Annotated in this window: 14 protein-coding genes; 2 read left to right on the top strand and 12 right to left on the bottom strand. The window is 74.3% G+C overall.

Annotated features, from left to right (window positions below; translation table 11 throughout):
- Nucleotides 1-83: 83 nt before the first annotated feature.
- The 4 genes from ACFV7Q_RS20550 to ACFV7Q_RS20565 all read right to left on the bottom strand — a co-directional run bounded on the left by ACFV7Q_RS20550 (nt 84) and on the right by ACFV7Q_RS20565 (nt 4,660).
- Entirely contained in the window at nt 84-545 is a 462-nt protein-coding gene (locus ACFV7Q_RS20550; protein ID WP_385430282.1) for an SRPBCC family protein, read from the bottom strand.
- A complete protein-coding gene (locus ACFV7Q_RS20555) occupies nt 542-2,098 on the bottom strand; it encodes an MFS transporter (protein WP_385430284.1) in 1,557 nt (518 codons plus the stop codon). Before ACFV7Q_RS20555 ends, ACFV7Q_RS20550 begins: the two co-directional genes overlap by 4 nt.
- A 181-nt stretch (nt 2,099-2,279) precedes the next feature.
- Nucleotides 2,280-2,999 carry a TetR/AcrR family transcriptional regulator gene (locus ACFV7Q_RS20560; protein ID WP_385430286.1) on the bottom strand — a complete coding sequence of 240 codons (720 nt, stop codon included), beginning with the start codon at nt 2,997-2,999 and terminating at the stop codon, nt 2,280-2,282.
- Nucleotides 3,000-3,208: 209 nt separating this feature from the next.
- Nucleotides 3,209-4,660, bottom strand: a complete 1,452-nt coding sequence (locus tag ACFV7Q_RS20565; RefSeq protein WP_385430288.1) for an amino acid permease — start codon at nt 4,658-4,660, stop codon at nt 3,209-3,211.
- A 149-nt stretch (nt 4,661-4,809) separates the two neighbouring features.
- Here ACFV7Q_RS20565 and ACFV7Q_RS20570 point away from each other — a divergent pair, with 149 nt between their 5' ends.
- Together ACFV7Q_RS20570 and ACFV7Q_RS20575 are read left to right on the top strand one after the other, a co-directional pair.
- The gene (locus ACFV7Q_RS20570) at nt 4,810-4,965 is read left to right on the top strand and encodes a hypothetical protein (protein WP_385430289.1); all 156 of its coding nucleotides are present in this window, start codon (nt 4,810-4,812) and stop codon (nt 4,963-4,965) included.
- A gap of 494 nt (nt 4,966-5,459) precedes the next feature.
- Nucleotides 5,460-6,947 carry a hypothetical protein gene (locus tag ACFV7Q_RS20575; RefSeq protein WP_385430291.1) on the top strand — a complete coding sequence of 496 codons (1,488 nt, stop codon included), beginning with the start codon at nt 5,460-5,462 and terminating at the stop codon, nt 6,945-6,947.
- A gap of 237 nt (nt 6,948-7,184) precedes the next feature.
- On the opposite strand, the gene ACFV7Q_RS20580 is transcribed toward ACFV7Q_RS20575, so the two are convergent.
- From ACFV7Q_RS20580 to ACFV7Q_RS20615, 8 genes are all read right to left on the bottom strand, one after another.
- Nucleotides 7,185-7,712 carry a hypothetical protein gene (locus ACFV7Q_RS20580; protein ID WP_385430292.1) on the bottom strand — a complete coding sequence of 176 codons (528 nt, stop codon included), beginning with the start codon at nt 7,710-7,712 and terminating at the stop codon, nt 7,185-7,187.
- 74 nt (nt 7,713-7,786) lie between these two features.
- Complete coding sequence (locus ACFV7Q_RS20585; protein ID WP_385430294.1) at nt 7,787-8,530, bottom strand: 4'-phosphopantetheinyl transferase family protein; 744 nt, start codon at nt 8,528-8,530, stop codon at nt 7,787-7,789.
- Between the two features lie 54 nt (nt 8,531-8,584).
- Nucleotides 8,585-9,988, bottom strand: coding sequence for an MFS transporter (locus ACFV7Q_RS20590; RefSeq protein ID WP_385430295.1), 1,404 nt, complete (start codon nt 9,986-9,988; stop codon nt 8,585-8,587).
- Nucleotides 9,985-11,586 (bottom strand): argininosuccinate lyase, encoded by a 1,602-nt coding sequence (locus tag ACFV7Q_RS20595; protein ID WP_385430296.1) that lies wholly within the window; start codon nt 11,584-11,586, stop codon nt 9,985-9,987. The genes ACFV7Q_RS20590 and ACFV7Q_RS20595 overlap by 4 nt, the downstream gene beginning before the upstream one ends.
- Nucleotides 11,583-12,863, bottom strand: a complete 1,281-nt coding sequence (locus tag ACFV7Q_RS20600; protein ID WP_385430298.1) for an ATP-grasp domain-containing protein — start codon at nt 12,861-12,863, stop codon at nt 11,583-11,585. Before ACFV7Q_RS20600 ends, ACFV7Q_RS20595 begins: the two co-directional genes overlap by 4 nt.
- A complete protein-coding gene (locus tag ACFV7Q_RS20605) occupies nt 12,860-13,918 on the bottom strand; it encodes a PLP-dependent cysteine synthase family protein (RefSeq protein WP_385430300.1) in 1,059 nt (352 codons plus the stop codon). Before ACFV7Q_RS20605 ends, ACFV7Q_RS20600 begins: the two co-directional genes overlap by 4 nt.
- 5 nt (nt 13,919-13,923) lie before the next feature.
- Complete coding sequence (locus ACFV7Q_RS20610; RefSeq protein WP_385430302.1) at nt 13,924-14,841, bottom strand: kinase; 918 nt, start codon at nt 14,839-14,841, stop codon at nt 13,924-13,926.
- Nucleotides 14,842-15,030: 189 nt separating this feature from the next.
- On the bottom strand, nt 15,031-16,824 hold a 1,794-nt coding region (locus ACFV7Q_RS20615), incomplete at its 5' end, for a thioesterase domain-containing protein (RefSeq protein ID WP_385430304.1).

Here is a 16,824-nt window from a genome sequence, read left to right on the forward strand (position 1 = left end):
CGGAGTGAGGTGGGTGCGGGTCGCGTGCGTGGCGGGTGCGGGTCCAGGGGCGGTCCCAGGGGCGGGCCCGGGGGCAGGGATGGTCAGCGGTGTTCCGCGGTGGTCTTCAGTGCGGCCAGCCAGCTCTCCAGGGACTGCCGGAGGGCCTGCCCGAGTTCCTCGGGCGCGGCGTCGACGGGGGCTCCGCTCCAGGACTCCTCGGTGCGGACGGTCACTGCGCCGTCGGCCGTCTCCTCGAAGGTCCATACGTGGATGCCGTCGATGCCGTGCGCGGGGCCGCCCCAGACGATCCGCTGCCCGGGGACGAGCTCCAGGACGGTGGAGGTGATGTCGAGCCCGTGGGTGTGCCAGTGGAAGACGGCTCCGACCGTGAGCGGGCCGGTGGGCTCGGCCCGGGTGACGTCCGGGTTCCAGTGGGGCCAGGCCGCGATGTCGGTGTGCAGGGCCCAGAGGCGGGCGAGCGGGGCACGGACGGTGGCGGTGAGGCGTACGACGGCGGGCGCGGACTCGTCGATGGTGTGGCGGGCGGGGGTCTCGGGGTTCATCGTTGGGCTCCTTCGGTGGTGTGGTCTTCGGTGGTGTCGTCGTTGTCGTCGGTGGGGCCGGGCGGGGAACCGGGTACGGGCCCGGCGGTGGGCCCCGGGGTGGGACCCGCAGTGGCGCGGCGGGGCAGCAGCGGGGTGAGGGCTGCGGCTGCGGCGGCGGTGGCGGCGGCCAGGAGGAAGGCCGCCCGGTAGCCGTCGGCGAGAGCAGCGGGGTCTTCGGCGGGGGCGCCGGCGCTGACGGAGGTGGCGAGGGTTCCGAGCAGGGCGAGGCCCACGGCGCCGCCGAGCTGGCGGGTGGTGTTGACCAGCCCGCCGGCCACGCCGGCGTCCGCCGGGCGGACGCCGCTCACCGCGGCACCGGTGAGCTGGACGAAGGCGATGCCGAGGCCGAGGCCGATGAGCACGGTGGGGCCGGTCAGCCCGGCCAGGGTGGTGCTGCCCGGCGCGCTGAGGTGGGCCAGCCAGAGGAGGCCGACGGCCTGGGCGAGGAGCCCCAGGGCCAGGGTGCGGTGCGGGCCGAGCGGGCGGGTCAGGCGCGGGGCCAGGGAGGAGCCGAGCATGTTCGCGGCGGCGAGCGGGACTTGGGCCAGGCCAGCGGCCATGGGGCCGGCGCCGAGGACCTGTTGCTGGAGCAGCGGGAGGTAGAAGAACAGGCCGACCCAGACGGCGCCGAGCAGGGCCATGAGGAGGTTGGCCGGGGCGACCAGCCCCTGGCGGAGCAGTCCGGGCGGCAGGAGCGGCGCCGGATGGCGGCGCTCGGCCCGCAGGAAGAGGAGCAACAGGAGTCCGGCGGCGGCGAGCGGGCCGAGGACGTACGGGTCGGCGGTCGGCCCGGAGCTGTTGCGGACGGCCGTGAGCCCGTAGACGAGGGCGGCGACCGCGGCGGTGACGGACAGCACGCCGGGGAGGTCGACACGTGCCCGGCCCGCGGCTGCCCGCGGGCGGCCGGGGTCGGCGGGGACCAGGCGGAATGCCGCGGCGAGGGCGAGGGCCGCACCGAGCCCGCAAGCGTGGAAGATCCAGGGCCAGCCGAAAGCCTCGGTCAGTACCCCGCCGAGCAGCACCCCGGCCGCGCCGCCCGCTCCGGAGACGGCGCCCCAGACGCCCAGGGCACGGGCGCGGGCCCCGCCGGGGGGAAAGAGCCGGACGACGAGGGCGAGCGCGGCGGGGGCGGCGACGGCGGCGGCGACGCCCTGGGCGACGCGGGCACCGATGAGCAGCCACGGCGTGCCGGCCAGTCCTGCCGTCACCGAGGCGGCGGCGAACAGGCCCAGTCCGACGGTGAGTGCCCGGCGGGCGCCGGTCAGATCGGCGGCGCGGCCGCCGAGGAGCAGCAGGGCCCCGAAGGCGAGGCCGTAGGCGTTGACCACCCAGGACATGCCGGTGTCGGAGAGGGCCACGGCGTCCCGGATGCGCGGCAGCGCGACGTTGACCACGGACGTGCTCAGGACGACGACGAACTGTGCTGCGGCGAGCGCGGCCAGCACGCCCCGCCCGCCGGCCCGGGTGCCGGCACTGCCTTGCGTGCCCGGCCCTTCCGCGTGGTGCGGCATGACGTCGGACCCCCTTCCCTTCTATGTGCGGTTAACCACTCACTCTTTGGCCCTGAAAGAGGACGGCCCAGCCGGATGACCGACACGGACCGCCCCACGCCACGGGCCCGGCACGCACCCCGCGTCCCCACGACCCACGACCCACACCCCGCGCACCACCGCACCGGGGCGGAAAGGAAACTCAGTAGTGCGTGATGCCCGCGGCGAGCGTCCGCATCCAGGGCTCTTCGACCCCGTCCGCTCCGACCGCCCCGCCGGCCCCTTCCACCCCGCCCCCGGCGCCCACACCGAGCGAGACGACGAGGTGGCAGAGCATGCCGATCGCGAAGAACTCCTGGACCTGCCGCTCGTCCCCGCCCGAGGCGCCGCGTACGTACTCCACGACACGGGCGTACCCCGCACGAACCGCGTCCCGGATCACCGGCTCGGAGACGGCGGCCGCCTGCGCGTGCAGCTGGACCAGCAACAGGTCGTTGTCGCTGATCAGCCGGGCGTACGCGTCCCCCATGGAGGCCAGTACGAGCTCCGGCGAGGCACCCTCCGCCTCGGCCGCGGCCCCCGCCACCCCCGCGCGGGACCGGGGGAAGCAGAGGCGGACCCCCCCCCCGCCCAATGTGGTGGACTTTTCTTGCGGGGGCGAGCCACCCGCGGCCGGGGCCGCGCCGCGCCCCCGCGGGGCGCGGACCTGGGTGAAGCAGTGCTCGACCACCGCGGCGAACAGGGCTTCCTTGTTCGGGAACAGCCGGTAGACGTACGCCTGGGAGATGCCGGCCGCTTTGGCCACCTCCGTGGTGGTGGTCCCGAAGTACCCCCGCGCCGCGAAGGCGCCGATCGCGGTACGGAGCACCGTCTCGCGGCGCTCCTCCGCTGTGGAGAGTTTGCGTTGCCGTTCCGTCTGCATGTGAGTAATAAACCACTCACACTCTGCGGGCGTCAACCCCTGACGGGGCCGGCGGTCCGGCCCGCCGCCCCGCGCACTCCCCTGGTTCGTGATCCGCCCGTGTCGAGGTCGAGCGGGTCGGCCGACCGGGTCCTCTGGGCTGCACGCGGGCGAAGTCCCGTCCCGTCCCGAACCGTGCCACGGCAGGTCATGCAGGGGTCATGCCGGGGTCAGGCAGGGGGGCTCCCTCCGCCCGTGGTCGTGGCCGGGCCCCGCCCGGCCAGCTTGGAGTGCCGGTAGGAGTAGCCGAAGTAGAGGACCAGGCCGATGAGGAACCAGATGGCGAAGCGGATCCACGTCTCCACGCGCAGGTAGGTGATGAGCCAGATCGAGGCGATGACGCCGACCGCGGGGGTGAACGGCATGAGGGGTGTGCGGAAGGTGCGGGGCAGGTCGGGACGCCGGTAGCGCAGCACGATGACCGAGGTGCAGACGACGGCGAAGGCGAGCAGGATCCCGATGTTGGTGAGCTCCGCCGCCTCACCGATGGGTACGAAGCCCGCGATGGCCGCCGATGCCACACCGACGATCCAGGTGACGCGGGTCGGGACGTGCCGGGTCGGGTGCGTCTTGGCGAACCAGTGGGGCAGCAGTCCGTCACGGCTCATGGAGAACCACACGCGGGTCACGCCGAGCATGAACGTGAACATCACGGTGAGGATGCCGATGATCGCCCCGACCGCGATGACGTCGGCGACCAGGGGCAGCCCGACGGCCTTGAAGGCGGAGGAGAAGCCGCTCTCGGGGTCGATCTCCGTGTAGTTCTGCATGCCCGTCAGGACCAGGCAGGCGAGCACGTACAGCACCATGGCGATGGCGAGGGAGTAGATGATCGCCCGGGGCATGTGCCGCTGCGCGTCCTTGGACTCCTCCGCCGCCGTGCTCATCGCGTCGTAGCCGAAGACCGCGAAGAAGACGGTGGCCGCGCCGGTGATGGCGCCGCCCACCCCGAACGGGAAGAAGGGCGTGTAGTTGTCGGCGTTGATGTGGAAGAAGCCGACGACGATGACCAGGAGCACGACCAGCACCTTCAGGATGACGACGACCGTCTCGAAGCGTGCCGCGCTCTTGATGCCCAGGTTGAGGAGGTAGGCCGTGAACAGGCACAGCACGACCGCGATGAGGTCGAAGCGGTGCCCCTCGCCGGTGCCCGGGGCTCCGAGCATCCAGGTGGGCAGGGCTGCGCCCGTTTCCTCCAGGAGGAAGTTGAAGTACCCGGAGATGCCGATGGCGACCACCGCCACGATGGCCGTGTACTCCAGCAGCAGGTCCCACCCGATGAACCAGCCCGCCAGCTCGCCGAGGACGGCGTAGCCGTAGGTGTACGCGGAACCGGCCTTCGGGATCAGACCGGCGAACTCCGCGTAGGAGAAGGCCGCGGCGGCGCTGGCAATACCGGCGATGAGGAAGGAGACGAGGACGGCCGGGCCGGCGACGCCGTTGGCGACCGTTCCGGCGAGCGTGAAGATGCCGGCGCCGATGATGCCGCCGACGCCGATGGCGGTGAGCTGCCACAGACCGAGGGTGCGTGTGAGCTGCTCACTGGGCGGGCCTTCGGGCTCTTCGATGTGCTCGATCGGTTTGCGACGGAGTACGCCCTGCTTCGACCACACCGTGGTCATGTTCCGTTCCCTTCGCCGGGCTGACGGGCGCTCATCATCCCGAACGGACCGCAGGAGCGGAATTAGGCGCTCCGGTAGTCCGCGGTCCTGTGCACGGCACAGTGCGGTAGGCCGAAACCGGAACCGCGGTACGCGGCCGAGCGCGACGCATGAGCGGCGTACGGATCGGCGTCCGCGCGGAGCCGGCCGCTCCGCGATCCGCGCCCGGGTGCCCCACCGGGGCGTCGAGCACGCGGTGCGGGCGCGCCGATCCGCTGGCCCCCTTCGCGGTGCTCGTCGAGCAGGGCCGGCTCGGCGAACAGTGAGGCGGCCAGCGGCACGGCGTCGGCGTAGCACCGCGCGGCGTGGCGGGCTCGTCGTGGAGGGCGGCGATCAGGAGGCCCTCGTTCGGGTGCGCTCCGTCGGGACGCAGTGACCTCCGCCCTGGGCGCGAACGGCGACAAGCAGGCGAAGGCCGCCTCCGGTCACCGGGCCGATGCTCCGGCACTTCCTGCGCGACCCGTGACGCCGACCCGGCGGTGGGGAAGCGGAGTGGGCGAGGAGCGGCGTCGACCGGGCGGTGACCCGGCCGCCGATGCTTGCTGGACCGGCCCCGCACCGGGCGCTACCGCCGGGTGATCGGGGCGAACGTCCGGGGGGCGCGCACCGTCGCGCCCGGATGTCGCCGACGCGCGGCTGGCACCGACCCGGCCTCGGCGGGGTGGCGGTGGGGGCGCCGGCCAGTGATCGACGCGGCCGTGCCGCACCGGGCGGACGGGCCGGGCGGGCCGGTCCGGGCGGGCCTTGCGAGCATTGCTCCATGGGGCGCGAAGACGATCAGTTGACACGGGTCGCGTTCGGCGTGGCGGTGGCGTCGGACGCGGCTCGTGCCGATGCCGTGCGGCGACTCGGAGCCGACACCGCTCTGCACGCGGAGTGGCTCCTGGGGCTCGCCGCGAACGGCGCCGCGCCGGACGCGGTGCTGCGCCGCGTGTTCACGGTCGACCCGCTGCCCGACGCCCGGTACTGGCTCCCGCACCACCGGCTGTCCCCTGCCGCGGCGAGGGCCGCCGTCGGGCACCCCGACCCCGGGGTCCGCAAACTGCTCGCCGAGAACCCGCGCCTGCCGCCCGACGTGCTGGCCGCACTCGCCGAGGATCCCGACCCGAAGGTGCAGCGCACCGCGGTGATCACGGCGTGGGAGCACGACCTCGAACTGCCGCCGGAGGCCACCGTGCGGCTCGCCACCAGCCCGGACGCCCGGCTGAGGTTCCTGGCCACCGGGCTGCGCAGCCTGCCGGAAGAGGTGCTGCTCCCGCTGGCCGAGGACCCCGATCCCCGCGTCCGGGCAGCCGCCATCGACTCCTGGAGCTGGCCCCGGCTGCGCCCGGAGGTACGGGCCGCTGCCCTGGCCGACCCTGACGCCCGGGTCCGCAAGGCGGTCGTACGTGCCACCCACGTCGACGCACCGCTGCCGACGACGGTGGAGGACTTCCGCGCCGAGACTGACGAACGCCGGCGCCGCGACGCCGCGTCCGGCGCACCCGTCGATGCGGCCCTGGCCGCGTTCCTGGTGACCCACGAGGACGATGCCCTGCGCCACGGGGCCGCACGCAACCCCCACGTCCCCGCGACCCTCGCCCTCGCACTCGCCTGCGATCCCGATCCCTCGGTCCGACTCGCCGTCTCCCTCCGCGCGGACGTGACCGAGGAGCAGCGGGCGGCCATCGACTACACCGTGCCCGCGGGCCGCCACCCCGTGCCGGACTGGGTGGCGGAACGCTTCGGCGACCCGGACGCGTTGCGGGAGATCGCGGCCTCCTGCCACGTCCTGCTGCGCCGCGGCGTCACGTGCGCGCCGCAGCTGCCGGCGGACGTGACCGCACGGTTGGCGGTCGACGACGACTACTTCGTCAGGCTCATGCTGTGCGAGAACGACCACGCCCCGCACGCGCTGCTCCTGGAGATGTTCGCCGACTGGGACGGGCTGAGCTGGGGGACGCTGGCGTACCGCCGCGGCTTCGCGCGCCCCGGCCTGGCCCGCTTCGCGGACGATCCGAACCACCGGCTGCGGTACGCGGCCCTGTTCGACCCGCGGGCCGCGCCCGAACTCGTGGAGCGGCTGTCCCACGACACCTCGGACATGGTCGGGCGCCATGCGGCGGCCGACCCCCGCCTGCCCCGTCCGAGGCTCGTCGAACTGCTCGGCGCGCAGGCGGAGGGCGTGGCGCGAGCGGCGGCCCGCAACCCGGCCCTGCCCGTCGAGCTCATGCACCACCTGCTCGACGTCGCGGGGGTCGAGCGCTGAGCGTGCCGGGCGGGTGCGCGGAGCCGGCTCGCGGCGGTCCGCAGCGGGCTGCCGTGGGGCCGGCGCGTCGGCCGGCCGGTCGGCCCGTACGTGCTGCGTACCCACGGGTACTGCGCCGGCCGGAACGACCCCGGCGCGGTCATCGCCCCCGGCTGCGCGCGCACGGAGAGGGCCGCGGCCCCTCAGCGGGGTCGCGGCCCTCGTGCGGCGAACGTGGAGGGAGGTCCTGGCGGTGGGTCAGATCAGGGCGGCGGCGGTCAGGGCGAGCGCCGAGCCGGCGAAGACGACGGTGTGGCGGACGTTCTGCAGGACGCGGGTCCAGGCCGGGAAGGCGCCCTCGGCGGCCTTGAGGAAGGCGGGGACGTCGACCCGCAGCAGCTCGGCGTCGCCCTTGCGGCGGAAGGCGGCCCGGACGGACTTCACGGCGCCGAGCTGGCTCTGCAGGATCGCGATGTTGGCGAGGAACGCGATCGAGGAGAAGATCCACGTGAGGGTGGTGCCCCAGGGGCTGCCGGCCAGGTTGAGCGCGGCGGCCGCGATGTTGACGGCGGCGAAGGAGCCGGGCGCCCACCACTCGTGACCACTGGCGTCGAAGCGGAGCTTGTTCTCCTCCAGCACCTCGGGGCGGATGCCCTGGCGCTGCAGTTCGGTGACGGCCGCGGCCTTGGCGACGGCGCCGAAGCGGTTGCGCAGGAGCGGGATGCTCAGGAAGGCGGCGGCGACGAGGAGCTGGGCGACAGCGGCGGCGAGGGCGAGCGCGTTCATGGGGGACCTCCGGTTCAAGGGACTTTAACTTAGTTCAAGTCCGGCACGAGAAGAACCATAGGCCCACAGTTGAACTAAGTGCAAGAGCAATCCTGAACTCGGGTCAAGCGGTGCAGGGGTAGGGGGCCGGCGGTCAGGGGTTCACGGACGGCCGCCGAAGCCACGTAGCCGCGGTCCACCGGGACGTCCAGGAAGTGCCAGTCGCCGCGGGTCCGGCGGGTGCCCTCGGGGTCCAGGCCGATGTAGTCCGTGGCCGGGTCGCGGCCGAGGCCGGTGCCGAGGCCCTTGAGGTAGGCCTCCTTGCGGGTCCACAGGCGGGCGATGGCGCGCGGGCGCCGGACCGGGTCCAGCCGCCGGGCCTCGCGCTGCTCTTCGGGGTGGAGCATCAGGGCGAGTTCGTCGCTCTCCACGGCGTCGGACACCATGTCCACGTCCACTCCGATCGGGGCGCGGGCCACGCCGATCAGCACCAGGTCGCTCCGGTGGGAGAGCGAGAAGTGCAGGTCGTCGGGGAAGCCCCGGAGGGCCGGACGCCCGTGCGGGCCGCCGCAGCAGGGGCATTCCTCCCGCACGTAGCGGATGTCCGCCGGCGGGACCGCCAGGTAGGAGGCCAGGACGGCGCGCAGCGCGACGTGGGCCGCGGTGAAGCGGATGCGGTCCGCGGGCCGGGCGAGGGCCGCGGCCCGCTCGCGTTCGGCCGGGTCCAGGCTGGCCGGGTCCGCGAAGGAGTCCGGGGTGTCGGACAGCCGCAGCAGCCACAGGTCGGGGGACCCGGGTGTGGGGCGGTCACGCCGTTCAGCCTGCGCCTTGATGTCCACTGGGTGCTTCCGACCCTCGTCTCGGTGGTGCTCGGCTCCCTTGCGGGAGGCCCGTCACGTGTCGCGGTCCTCCGCTGCGTCCGCGGTCCGCGCCGCCCTTCCCGCGGCGCACGCGGTCCGTGCCGCCGTGGTGGCTGCCGTTCCCGCCGCCGTGTCCGGCGTACTCGCCGTGTCCGGTTCGTCCGCCGGTCGGTCCGTTCCGCCCCCGGTCCCCGCGGGCGGCGCCGTCGGCAGGTCGCGGCGCCCGCCCAGCGGGCGTACGGCCAGCAGGAGGCTGCTGACGGCGAGGCCCGCCGTGAGCAGCCACAGGGTCGGGCGGAGCCCGATGGCGGTTCCGAGGACGCCGCCGAGGAGTGCGCCGACCGGTACCGAGCCGTAGTTGGCGACGGAGTGGCTCGCCGTGATGCGGCCGAGCAGCTCGGGCGGGCAGTACGCCTGGCGGAACGCGCCTTGGATGACGCTGCCGCAGACCACGCCCACCGACAGCCCGGCCAGGCCCAGGGCGAGGAGCGTCACCCGCCATCCCTCGCCGGCCAGCGGGATCAGCAGCCCCAGGGGGGCGGTGACGAGTTTGCACAGCAGCATGCCGCGTGCGCTGCCGAAGCGACGGGCGGTCGGGGTGGCGACGAGGGCTCCGAGGAGCCCGCCGACGCCGCCCGCGGCGAGCAGCCAGCCCACCGCACCTTCACTGACGCCCAGTTCACGGACGAGGAAGACGGTGAGGATGGCGTGGCAGCCGGTCAGCAGCAGGTTGGTGACCGCCCCGTACGCGGTGAGCAGGCGCAGGTAGGGGTCGCGCAGGGTGTGGTGCAGTCCTTCCCGGATCTCCTGGCGCAGCCGAGTGGGCGCAGCCGGTTTCCCGGGGTGGGGTTCGCGGTCCCGGATCGCGAGCAGGCAGAGCGTGGACACGAGGAAGGTGGCGGCGTTGGCCAGCAGCCCGGTCACGGCGCCGAAGGCCTGCGCCAGCAGGCCGCCGACGCCCTGGCCGCCGAGCTGTGCCACGGACTCGCTGCCCTGCAGTTTCGCGTTCGCTTCGGGCAGGTCCTCCTTGGCCACCACCGAGGGCAGGTAGACCCGGTAGGCGATGGAGAACAGGACGCTCGCGCAGCCGGTCAGCAGGGCCACGGCGAGCAGGTGTGCGAGGGTGAGGGCGCCGAGCCGGGCCGCGACGGGGACGGAGGCGAGCAGGACGAGCGACCCCAGGTTGCAGGCGATCATCAGCGGGCGGCGGCGTACCCGGTCCACCCAGGCTCCGGCCGACAGCCCGAACAGCAGCCAGGGCACCCAGGCCGCAGCAGCCAGCACGCTCACCCACATCGTGCCGGCCTGCAGGGTCACCACGGCGACCAGCGGCATGGCGACGGCGGAGATGCTGCTGCCGAACCTGCTGACGGTCTCCCCGAACCACAGCATCCCGAAGTCGTGTTGGCGCATCAGCGCGCGCCGGGCGGCGGTCATGCGGACTCCACGATCCCCTGCACCGTCGCGGCGAGCTGCTCGGCCGCGCCCCTCCAGCGTTCCCGCCGTGCGGTCACCTCGGCTTGCAGCCGGTCCAGTTCGGCGCCGAGCCGGCCGAGGGCGGCCTCGGCCGAGGCCGCACCGGGGCCAGCGCCGTGGACGCAGGCGGCGGCGACGTCCGCCGGGTCCAGCCAGGAGGCGGCGGATTCCGGCTCGGACGGCGCGAGGGCTGCGACCTCGGGGCGGGCGCGGCCGGCCTCGGTCAGGGAGACGCCCTGCTCCAGGGCGCCGAGTACGGTCTCGCCCACCAGGTGGTGGGCCTCGCGGAACGGCATGCCGTCCATGACGAGGCGCTCCGCGAGGTACGTCGCCGTAGTGAAGCCGTCCACGGCCCGCTGCGCCATGCGCTCGGACACCGGCTCCGCGCCGCCCACCACCAGCCGCAGCAGGGTGACCGCGTCCGCCGTGCTGCGCAGGCCGGGCCAGAGGTGGCGTACGGCCTCGCCGCCGACGGCGATGGCATTGGTGAATCCGGCGGTGCCCATCGCCGCCGCAGCCGCGGTGAAGCCGCCGGCGGCGGCGGTCGACCGGCCCTGGATGTGCTCCAGCAGGAAGGGATTGCGTTTCTGGGGCATCATCGAGCTGGAGCCGACCAGGTCGTCGGCCATCCGCAGCAGGCCGAACTCCTCCGAGGTCCACCAGCCGAGGTCGCGGGCGACCCGGGCCGTCGTCACGCCGAGGACGGAGCAGGCGGCGAGCAGGCGCAGCACGAAGTCGCGGGAGGCCACCGCGTCGACGGAGTTCGGGGCCGTGGTGGTGAAGCCGAGCAGCTCGGCGGTGCGCTCGGGCGCGATCGCGACCGAGGTCCCGCCGACGGCTCCGGCCCCGAGGGGGTTGACGTCGAGCTCCCGGCCCGCGTCGAGCAGCCCGTCGAGGGCGCGCAGCACGGCGGCGGCCACTCCGGCGAGGTAGTGCCCGTAGGTGATGGGCACGGCGGGCTGTCCGTGGGTGTACGCGGGCATGGTGACCCCGCGGTACGCGGAGGCCCGGGCGAGGAGGCTGCGGGCCAGGGCGGCGGTCCCGTCGAGGAGTTCGCCGTAGGGACCGCGCGCCTTGAGCCGTACGGTCGTCGCGTTGAGGTCGTTGCGGGACCGTCCGGTGTGCAGGACGCCGCCGACGCGCTCGCCGAGCAGTTCCACGAGGCGGCCCTCGTAGGCCAGGTACACGCCGCGCGGCATGGGCATGCCGTGCAGGTCCGCGAAGCCGTCGGCGCGCAGGGCGGTGATGGTGCGCAGCAGGGCTGCGGTGCGGCCGGTGTCGACGACGCCCCGTTCGGCGAGCATGACGAGGTGGGCCCGGTCCACTTCGCTGATCAGGTACAGCTCCTGGCCGAGGCCGTCCGGGCCGGTGTCCGGGAGGTACTGGTCGTAGACGATGCGGTGTGCCTCGTCGTGGAGGGTGGTGCGCAGGCGGCCCGTGTCCGCTCCGGCGGGGCCGCCCGCAGCGGTGGCGGCGGGGGCCGCGGTCGGGGCGGGCTGGGCGGGAGCCGGGGCCGGCGGGGCGGCCGCAGCGGGCGGGGCGGGAGCCGTGGTGCTCATGCGGCCTCCTTGAGGGTCGACGGGTCGCCGGGGGCTCCGGGTCGGGCGGGCAGCAGTGCCGTGGCCAGCCGGGCCAGCGCCTCGTCGGCGAGCGCCGCCGAGCGGTCGGCGTCGGGTGCGGTGGCGATGACGTGGCCCAGGCGTCCGCGGAAGTCCTCGGCCGGGGCGACGGCGCTGCCCGGAGCGCGGTACAGGGCGGCGTCCGTGACCCCCGGTATCGCTCGCGCCCGGGACACGGCGGTGCCGACGGCCTCCGCGGTGCCGAGGAACCCGTCGGCGTCGGCGGTGAGGAAGCGGATGGACGCGCCGGCCTCCCGGGAGGGGACCGGCTCGACCGGCTCGCCGACGGCCGCCCGGATCTGGGCGGCGACCAGGTCGATGCCGTAGGCGTGGCGCACCAGCTCGGGGATCATGCCGCCGGCCAGCCGCGGGTTGACCTCGATCACCCGGGGTGTGCCGCGGTCCATCCGCAGCTCGACGTGGGCCGCTCCCCAGCCGAGGCCGAGCGCCCGTACGGCGTGCTCCGCGCACGCGGTCAGGGCTGCCCGCTGTGCGGCCGGCAGGGCGGCGGGCAGGTCGTGGCCGGTCTCGACGAACACCGGCGGCGGGCCGACGTGCTTGGCCACCACGGCAACGGCCCGGCGCCCGACCACCTCGACCGAGAACTCCCGGCCCGACAGGTAGGACTCGACGAGGATCCGGGAGGGGGCGGCGAGCCCGCGCTCGTTCACGCCGGCGGCGAGCAGCTCGCCCGCGTGGGCGGCGACCTGCCGGAGGGTCGTGCACAGCCGTACGCCCAGGCTGCCGGATCCCTGGACCGGCTTGACGACCACGGGCAGTCCGAGGACGGAGGCGACGGCCACCGCCTGCCGCACCCCGCCGACGTCCTTGTAGCCGGGCACCGGCACCCCGGCGTCGTCGAGGAGCCGGCGCTGGCGCGCCTTGTCGCGGCAGGTGCGCACCGATTCGGCGGACGGTCCCGGCAGGCCGAGCCGGGCCGCGACCTCGGCGGCGGTGGCGACGAAGTACTCGGAGCTGGACAGCACCCCGGCGACGGGGGCGGTCCGCGCCAGTTCACGGACCGCCCGCCACAGGGCCGCGGGGTCGGCGGTGTCCACGGTGACGGTGCTCAGCCCGTCCTCGGCGGCGTACGGGTAGCGCCCGGGGTCCGCGGCGAGCAGGACCGGCTCGAAGCCGGCCTCGACGGCGCGCTGCGCGAACTGGCGCCCCGTACCGGTGGTGTTGGATTCGACCAGGAGCAGCAGCCGGCCGGTCATGCGCCGGCTCCGGGGACCATCACGTCGTCGAACCGGCGCCTGGCCCACAGCAGCCGGGACCAGGCCGGCGCCGCGTCCAGGGGGTGGTCGACGAGGACCGGGCCGGCGGGGTTGGCGGCCGGTACGATGCCCTGCTCGCGCAGCCAGGTCTCGCTGTAGACGGTGGACTGGTAGCGGTAGCCCTCGTCGGGGAGCACCATCACGACCTTGCTGTTCGGGTTGCGCTGCGCCCACCAGGCGGCGACCTGGAAGGAGGCGCCGCTCGTGGGGCCCATGAACAGGCCGTGCGTGCGGAACAGGTCGTGCGTCGCGTGGAACGCCTCGGGTGCGGTGACCCAGTGCACCTCGTCATAGGCGGTGTGGCGCACGTTGCCCGGATGGATGCTGCTGCCGAGGCCGCGCAGCATGCGCGAGCGGTCCGGGGTGCCGAAGATGATCGAGCCGTGGGTGTCGACTCCGACCAGGTGGAGGGCGGGGTCGGACATCCGCAGGGCCGCCGCCAGGCCCCCGGTGGAGCCGCCTGAGCCGACGGGTCCGACGAGGCAGTCGACGGTGCCGACGGTGTTGCTGATCAGGTCGGCGACGGTGCCGTACGCGGCCGGGTTGTCAGGGTTGTCGTACTGGCCCGGTACGAAGCTGTCCGGTCGGAGCCTGCGCAGTTCCTCCACGCGGGCGAGCCTGGCGCCCTGGATGCCGCCGGGCCGGCTGGTGTCCTCGACGATCTCGACGGTCGCGCCGAGCATCGTCAGCCGGGTGTGCAGCTCCCGGTCTATCGCCGAGTCGCCGACGATGGTGAGCGGGTAGCCGCGCAACCGGCACACCATGGCGAGGCCGAGGGCGAAGGTGCCGGACGAGGTCTCGATGATCGGGGTGCCGGGCGTGAGGGTTCCGGCGGCCTCGGCCCGGTCGAGGATGAAGCGGGCGGGCAGCAGCTTCATCAGGCTGAAGGCGGCCCCGTACAGGTTGTCGGTCAGTTTGATGATGCGAGGGAGCTCGGTGGCTTCCACTACAGACGAGTGCACCTTCGAGGCACCCGCGACCATGGTCGTCGTCATGTTGGTCAGTCACCCGTCGTGAAGATCCACTGCTCGTGGATGCCCGTGCTGTGCAGGAGGTCTCGTGCGTGTTCCGTGCGCGCCCCGACGTCGGGGTCGTCGCGGTCGAAGAGGATTCCGGCGATGTCTCCGCTGTGGGCCGCCTGTACGCCCACGGCGCCGGTCTCGCGGACGATCCACCGGATCCGGTCGAGTCCGGGTATCGGCAGGTGCCGCTGGTTGATCTCGGTGCTGGCCGTGGCCACGGCGCCGACGAGGGCCACGTCCTTGGTCTGGATGGCTTCCCGGAGCTGGGCCCGGAGTTCGGCGAAGCTCCTGGTCTCGGCGTGGTCGTAGCGGGCCGGCGGGAAGGCGAGGGTGTCGACGCCCTGCCCGTCGGCCTGCGGCCGGGAGCCGAAGCCGAGGACCCGCAGCGGCGGCATGCGGTAGCCGAAGTCCTCGATGACCTGGCCCTCGCGCTGCGCGAAGAGCACCGAGCTCTCCTCGAACATCAGCGAGTCGGAGGCCAGTTCGGCCTGTACGGCGAGCCGGGCCACCTCCTCGGGCGGGAGCGAGCCGGCGAAGGCGTCCTTGACCGCCCAGATGGCTGCCAGGACGTCGCTGGTCGAGGAGCCGAACCCGCGGCACAGCGGTACGTCACTGGAGAGTTCGAGGTGCCCGCCCACGGGACGACCGCCGGCCGGGGCCAGGGCGGCGATGGTGAGTTCGGCCGCGCGCAGGGCCTTGGTCTTCCAGGCCGGGGAGACCGTCAGTTCGGCGCCGGGGGCGGGCATGAAGGTCGCGTGCGCCTTGTAGAGGGTGCAGGGGAGTGTCACCAGCCCCCTGATGAGGCCGCCCTCGTGCGGGAAGACGCCCTGCAGGATCTCGCCGTGGTGTATGGGAGACGACGCGATACCGAGGCGCCAGCCGGAATGATCCACCATGTCCCTTGCTTCCTCTGGGGGCCGGACCGCTGCTTGGGTGCCGGCCGGCCGTTCGGACACGTTCACGTTAGGAGAGGCATCCGGCGCCGCCCGGTGGCCCGGGCGGCAGTTTGCGGGCAGTCCCCGCGCGGGTCCGGGCCGCGCGGGGACGGGCCCGGCGGCGCCGGGTGGCGCCGCCGGGTCGGCGTCCTAGCGCCGGGCGGGCCGCAGCCGCCGGTCCAGTACGGCGCCGATGGCGCGTAGCGGGCCGGGGTCGGTCATCTCGGCGTGCTTGCAGTCGATGTCGACCTCTTCGATCCGGCCGCGGACGTACGGGGCCCAGGCCGCCGCCGCGCCGAGCGGGGCGGGTGTGCCGGTGGCGTTGAAGAAGACCACGTCCCCTCCGAACGGCCGTTCCGGCACGTGGCGCAGGCGGATGTCCAGGTTGGCGGCCGTCGCTTCGACGACCGTGGCGACCTGGGGTCCGTCGAGCTCGCCCAGCCCCGGCGCCCGGCCGTGCACGAGCCGGGCGATCTCCCGGACGTCCGGCGGGCCGTCGGCGCACCGCAGGGCCGTGTCGGCCGCCGCTTCGCCCAGCAGACCGTGGAGGACGTCGGCTCCGGTGGTGGGCCGCGGCTCGAAACCGTCGGGCAGCGGGTAGGCGTCGAGTAGGGCGAGCAGGGCCACCTCCTCGCCGAGCTGCTCCAACCGCGCGGCGACCGCGTGGGCGACGATGCCGCCGAAGGACCAGCCCAGGAGGTGGTACGGGCCGTGCGGCTGGACGGTGCGGATGGAGGCGAGGTAGTCGTCCGCCATCTCCGGCACGGAGGCGGGCCGGCGGTGCGGCTCGGTCAGGAGCCGCGCCTGCAGTCCGATGATCGGCCTGTCCTCGCCGATGTGGCGGAGCAGGCCGGCGTAGCCCCAGCTGATGCCGGAGACGGGGTGGATGCAGAACAGCGGTGCGGCTCCTGCTGCCGCGCCCGCTGCTGCCGCCCTGATGGGCAGGACGGCGTCGAGCGGGTTGGTGCCGCCGCCCGAGCCGAGGGCGATGTGCTCGGCGAGCAGTGCGGGCGTGGGGTGCTGGAAGAGGTCGCGGATGGTCAGCTTCGTGTCCCAGATGCTGCGGATCCGGCCGATCAGCCGGGTGGCGAGGAGGGAGTGGCCGCCGCGGTGGAAGAAGTTGTCGTCGGTGGTCGTGCCGGGCAGGCGGAGGGTGTCGGCGTAGAGGCTGCAGAGGATTTCCTCGGCCGGGTTGCGGGGCGCGCGGCCGGCCGTGGGGTGGTGGTGGGGGTCGGGGGCGGGCAGCGCCCGGCGGTCGAGCTTGCCGTTGGTGGTGAGGGGCAGCGCCTCCAGCGCGACGTAGGCGGACGGCAGCATGTACTCGGGCAGGGATGCCGCGGCGTGGCGGCGCATGTGGTCGGTGTCGATGCACCCGCCGGCGGCGGCAACGAGGTAGGCGACGAGCCGCTTGTCGCCGGGCCGGTCCTCGCGGACGGCCACCGCGGCCTGGGCGACGGACGGGTCGGCCAGGAGTACCGTCTCGATCTCGCCGGGTTCGATGCGGAAGCCGCGGAGTTTGAGCTGCTGGTCGGCGCGGCCGAGGTATTCGAGGTGGCCGTCGCGGTTCCAGCGGGCGAGGTCGCCCGTGCGGTACATGCGGCTGCCCGCCGGACCGTACGGGTTCGCCGTGAAACGCTCGGCCGTCAGGGCGGGGCGGCCGATGTAGCCGTGCGCGAGGCCGTGCCCGCCCAAGTACAGCTCGCCGGGGGTGTTGGGGGGCAGCAGTTCGAGGTTCGGGCCGAGCACGTACGCGTGCTTGCCCGCCACCGGCCGCCCCACGGGAACACTCGCCCCCGGAGCGGCCGCGGTCAGCGCGTACGTGGTGGTGAACCCCATGCTCTCGGCCGGACCGTAGCCGTTGACCAGGTGCAGGTCCGGGTGCTCCTCCCGAACACGGCTCGTGTGGGTCGGGGAGGCTGCCTCGCCCGCGGTCATGGCTTCGCG

The sequence above is a fragment of the Streptomyces sp. NPDC059851 genome (assembly GCF_042732005.1).
GTDB lineage: Bacteria > Actinomycetota > Actinomycetes > Streptomycetales > Streptomycetaceae > Streptomyces.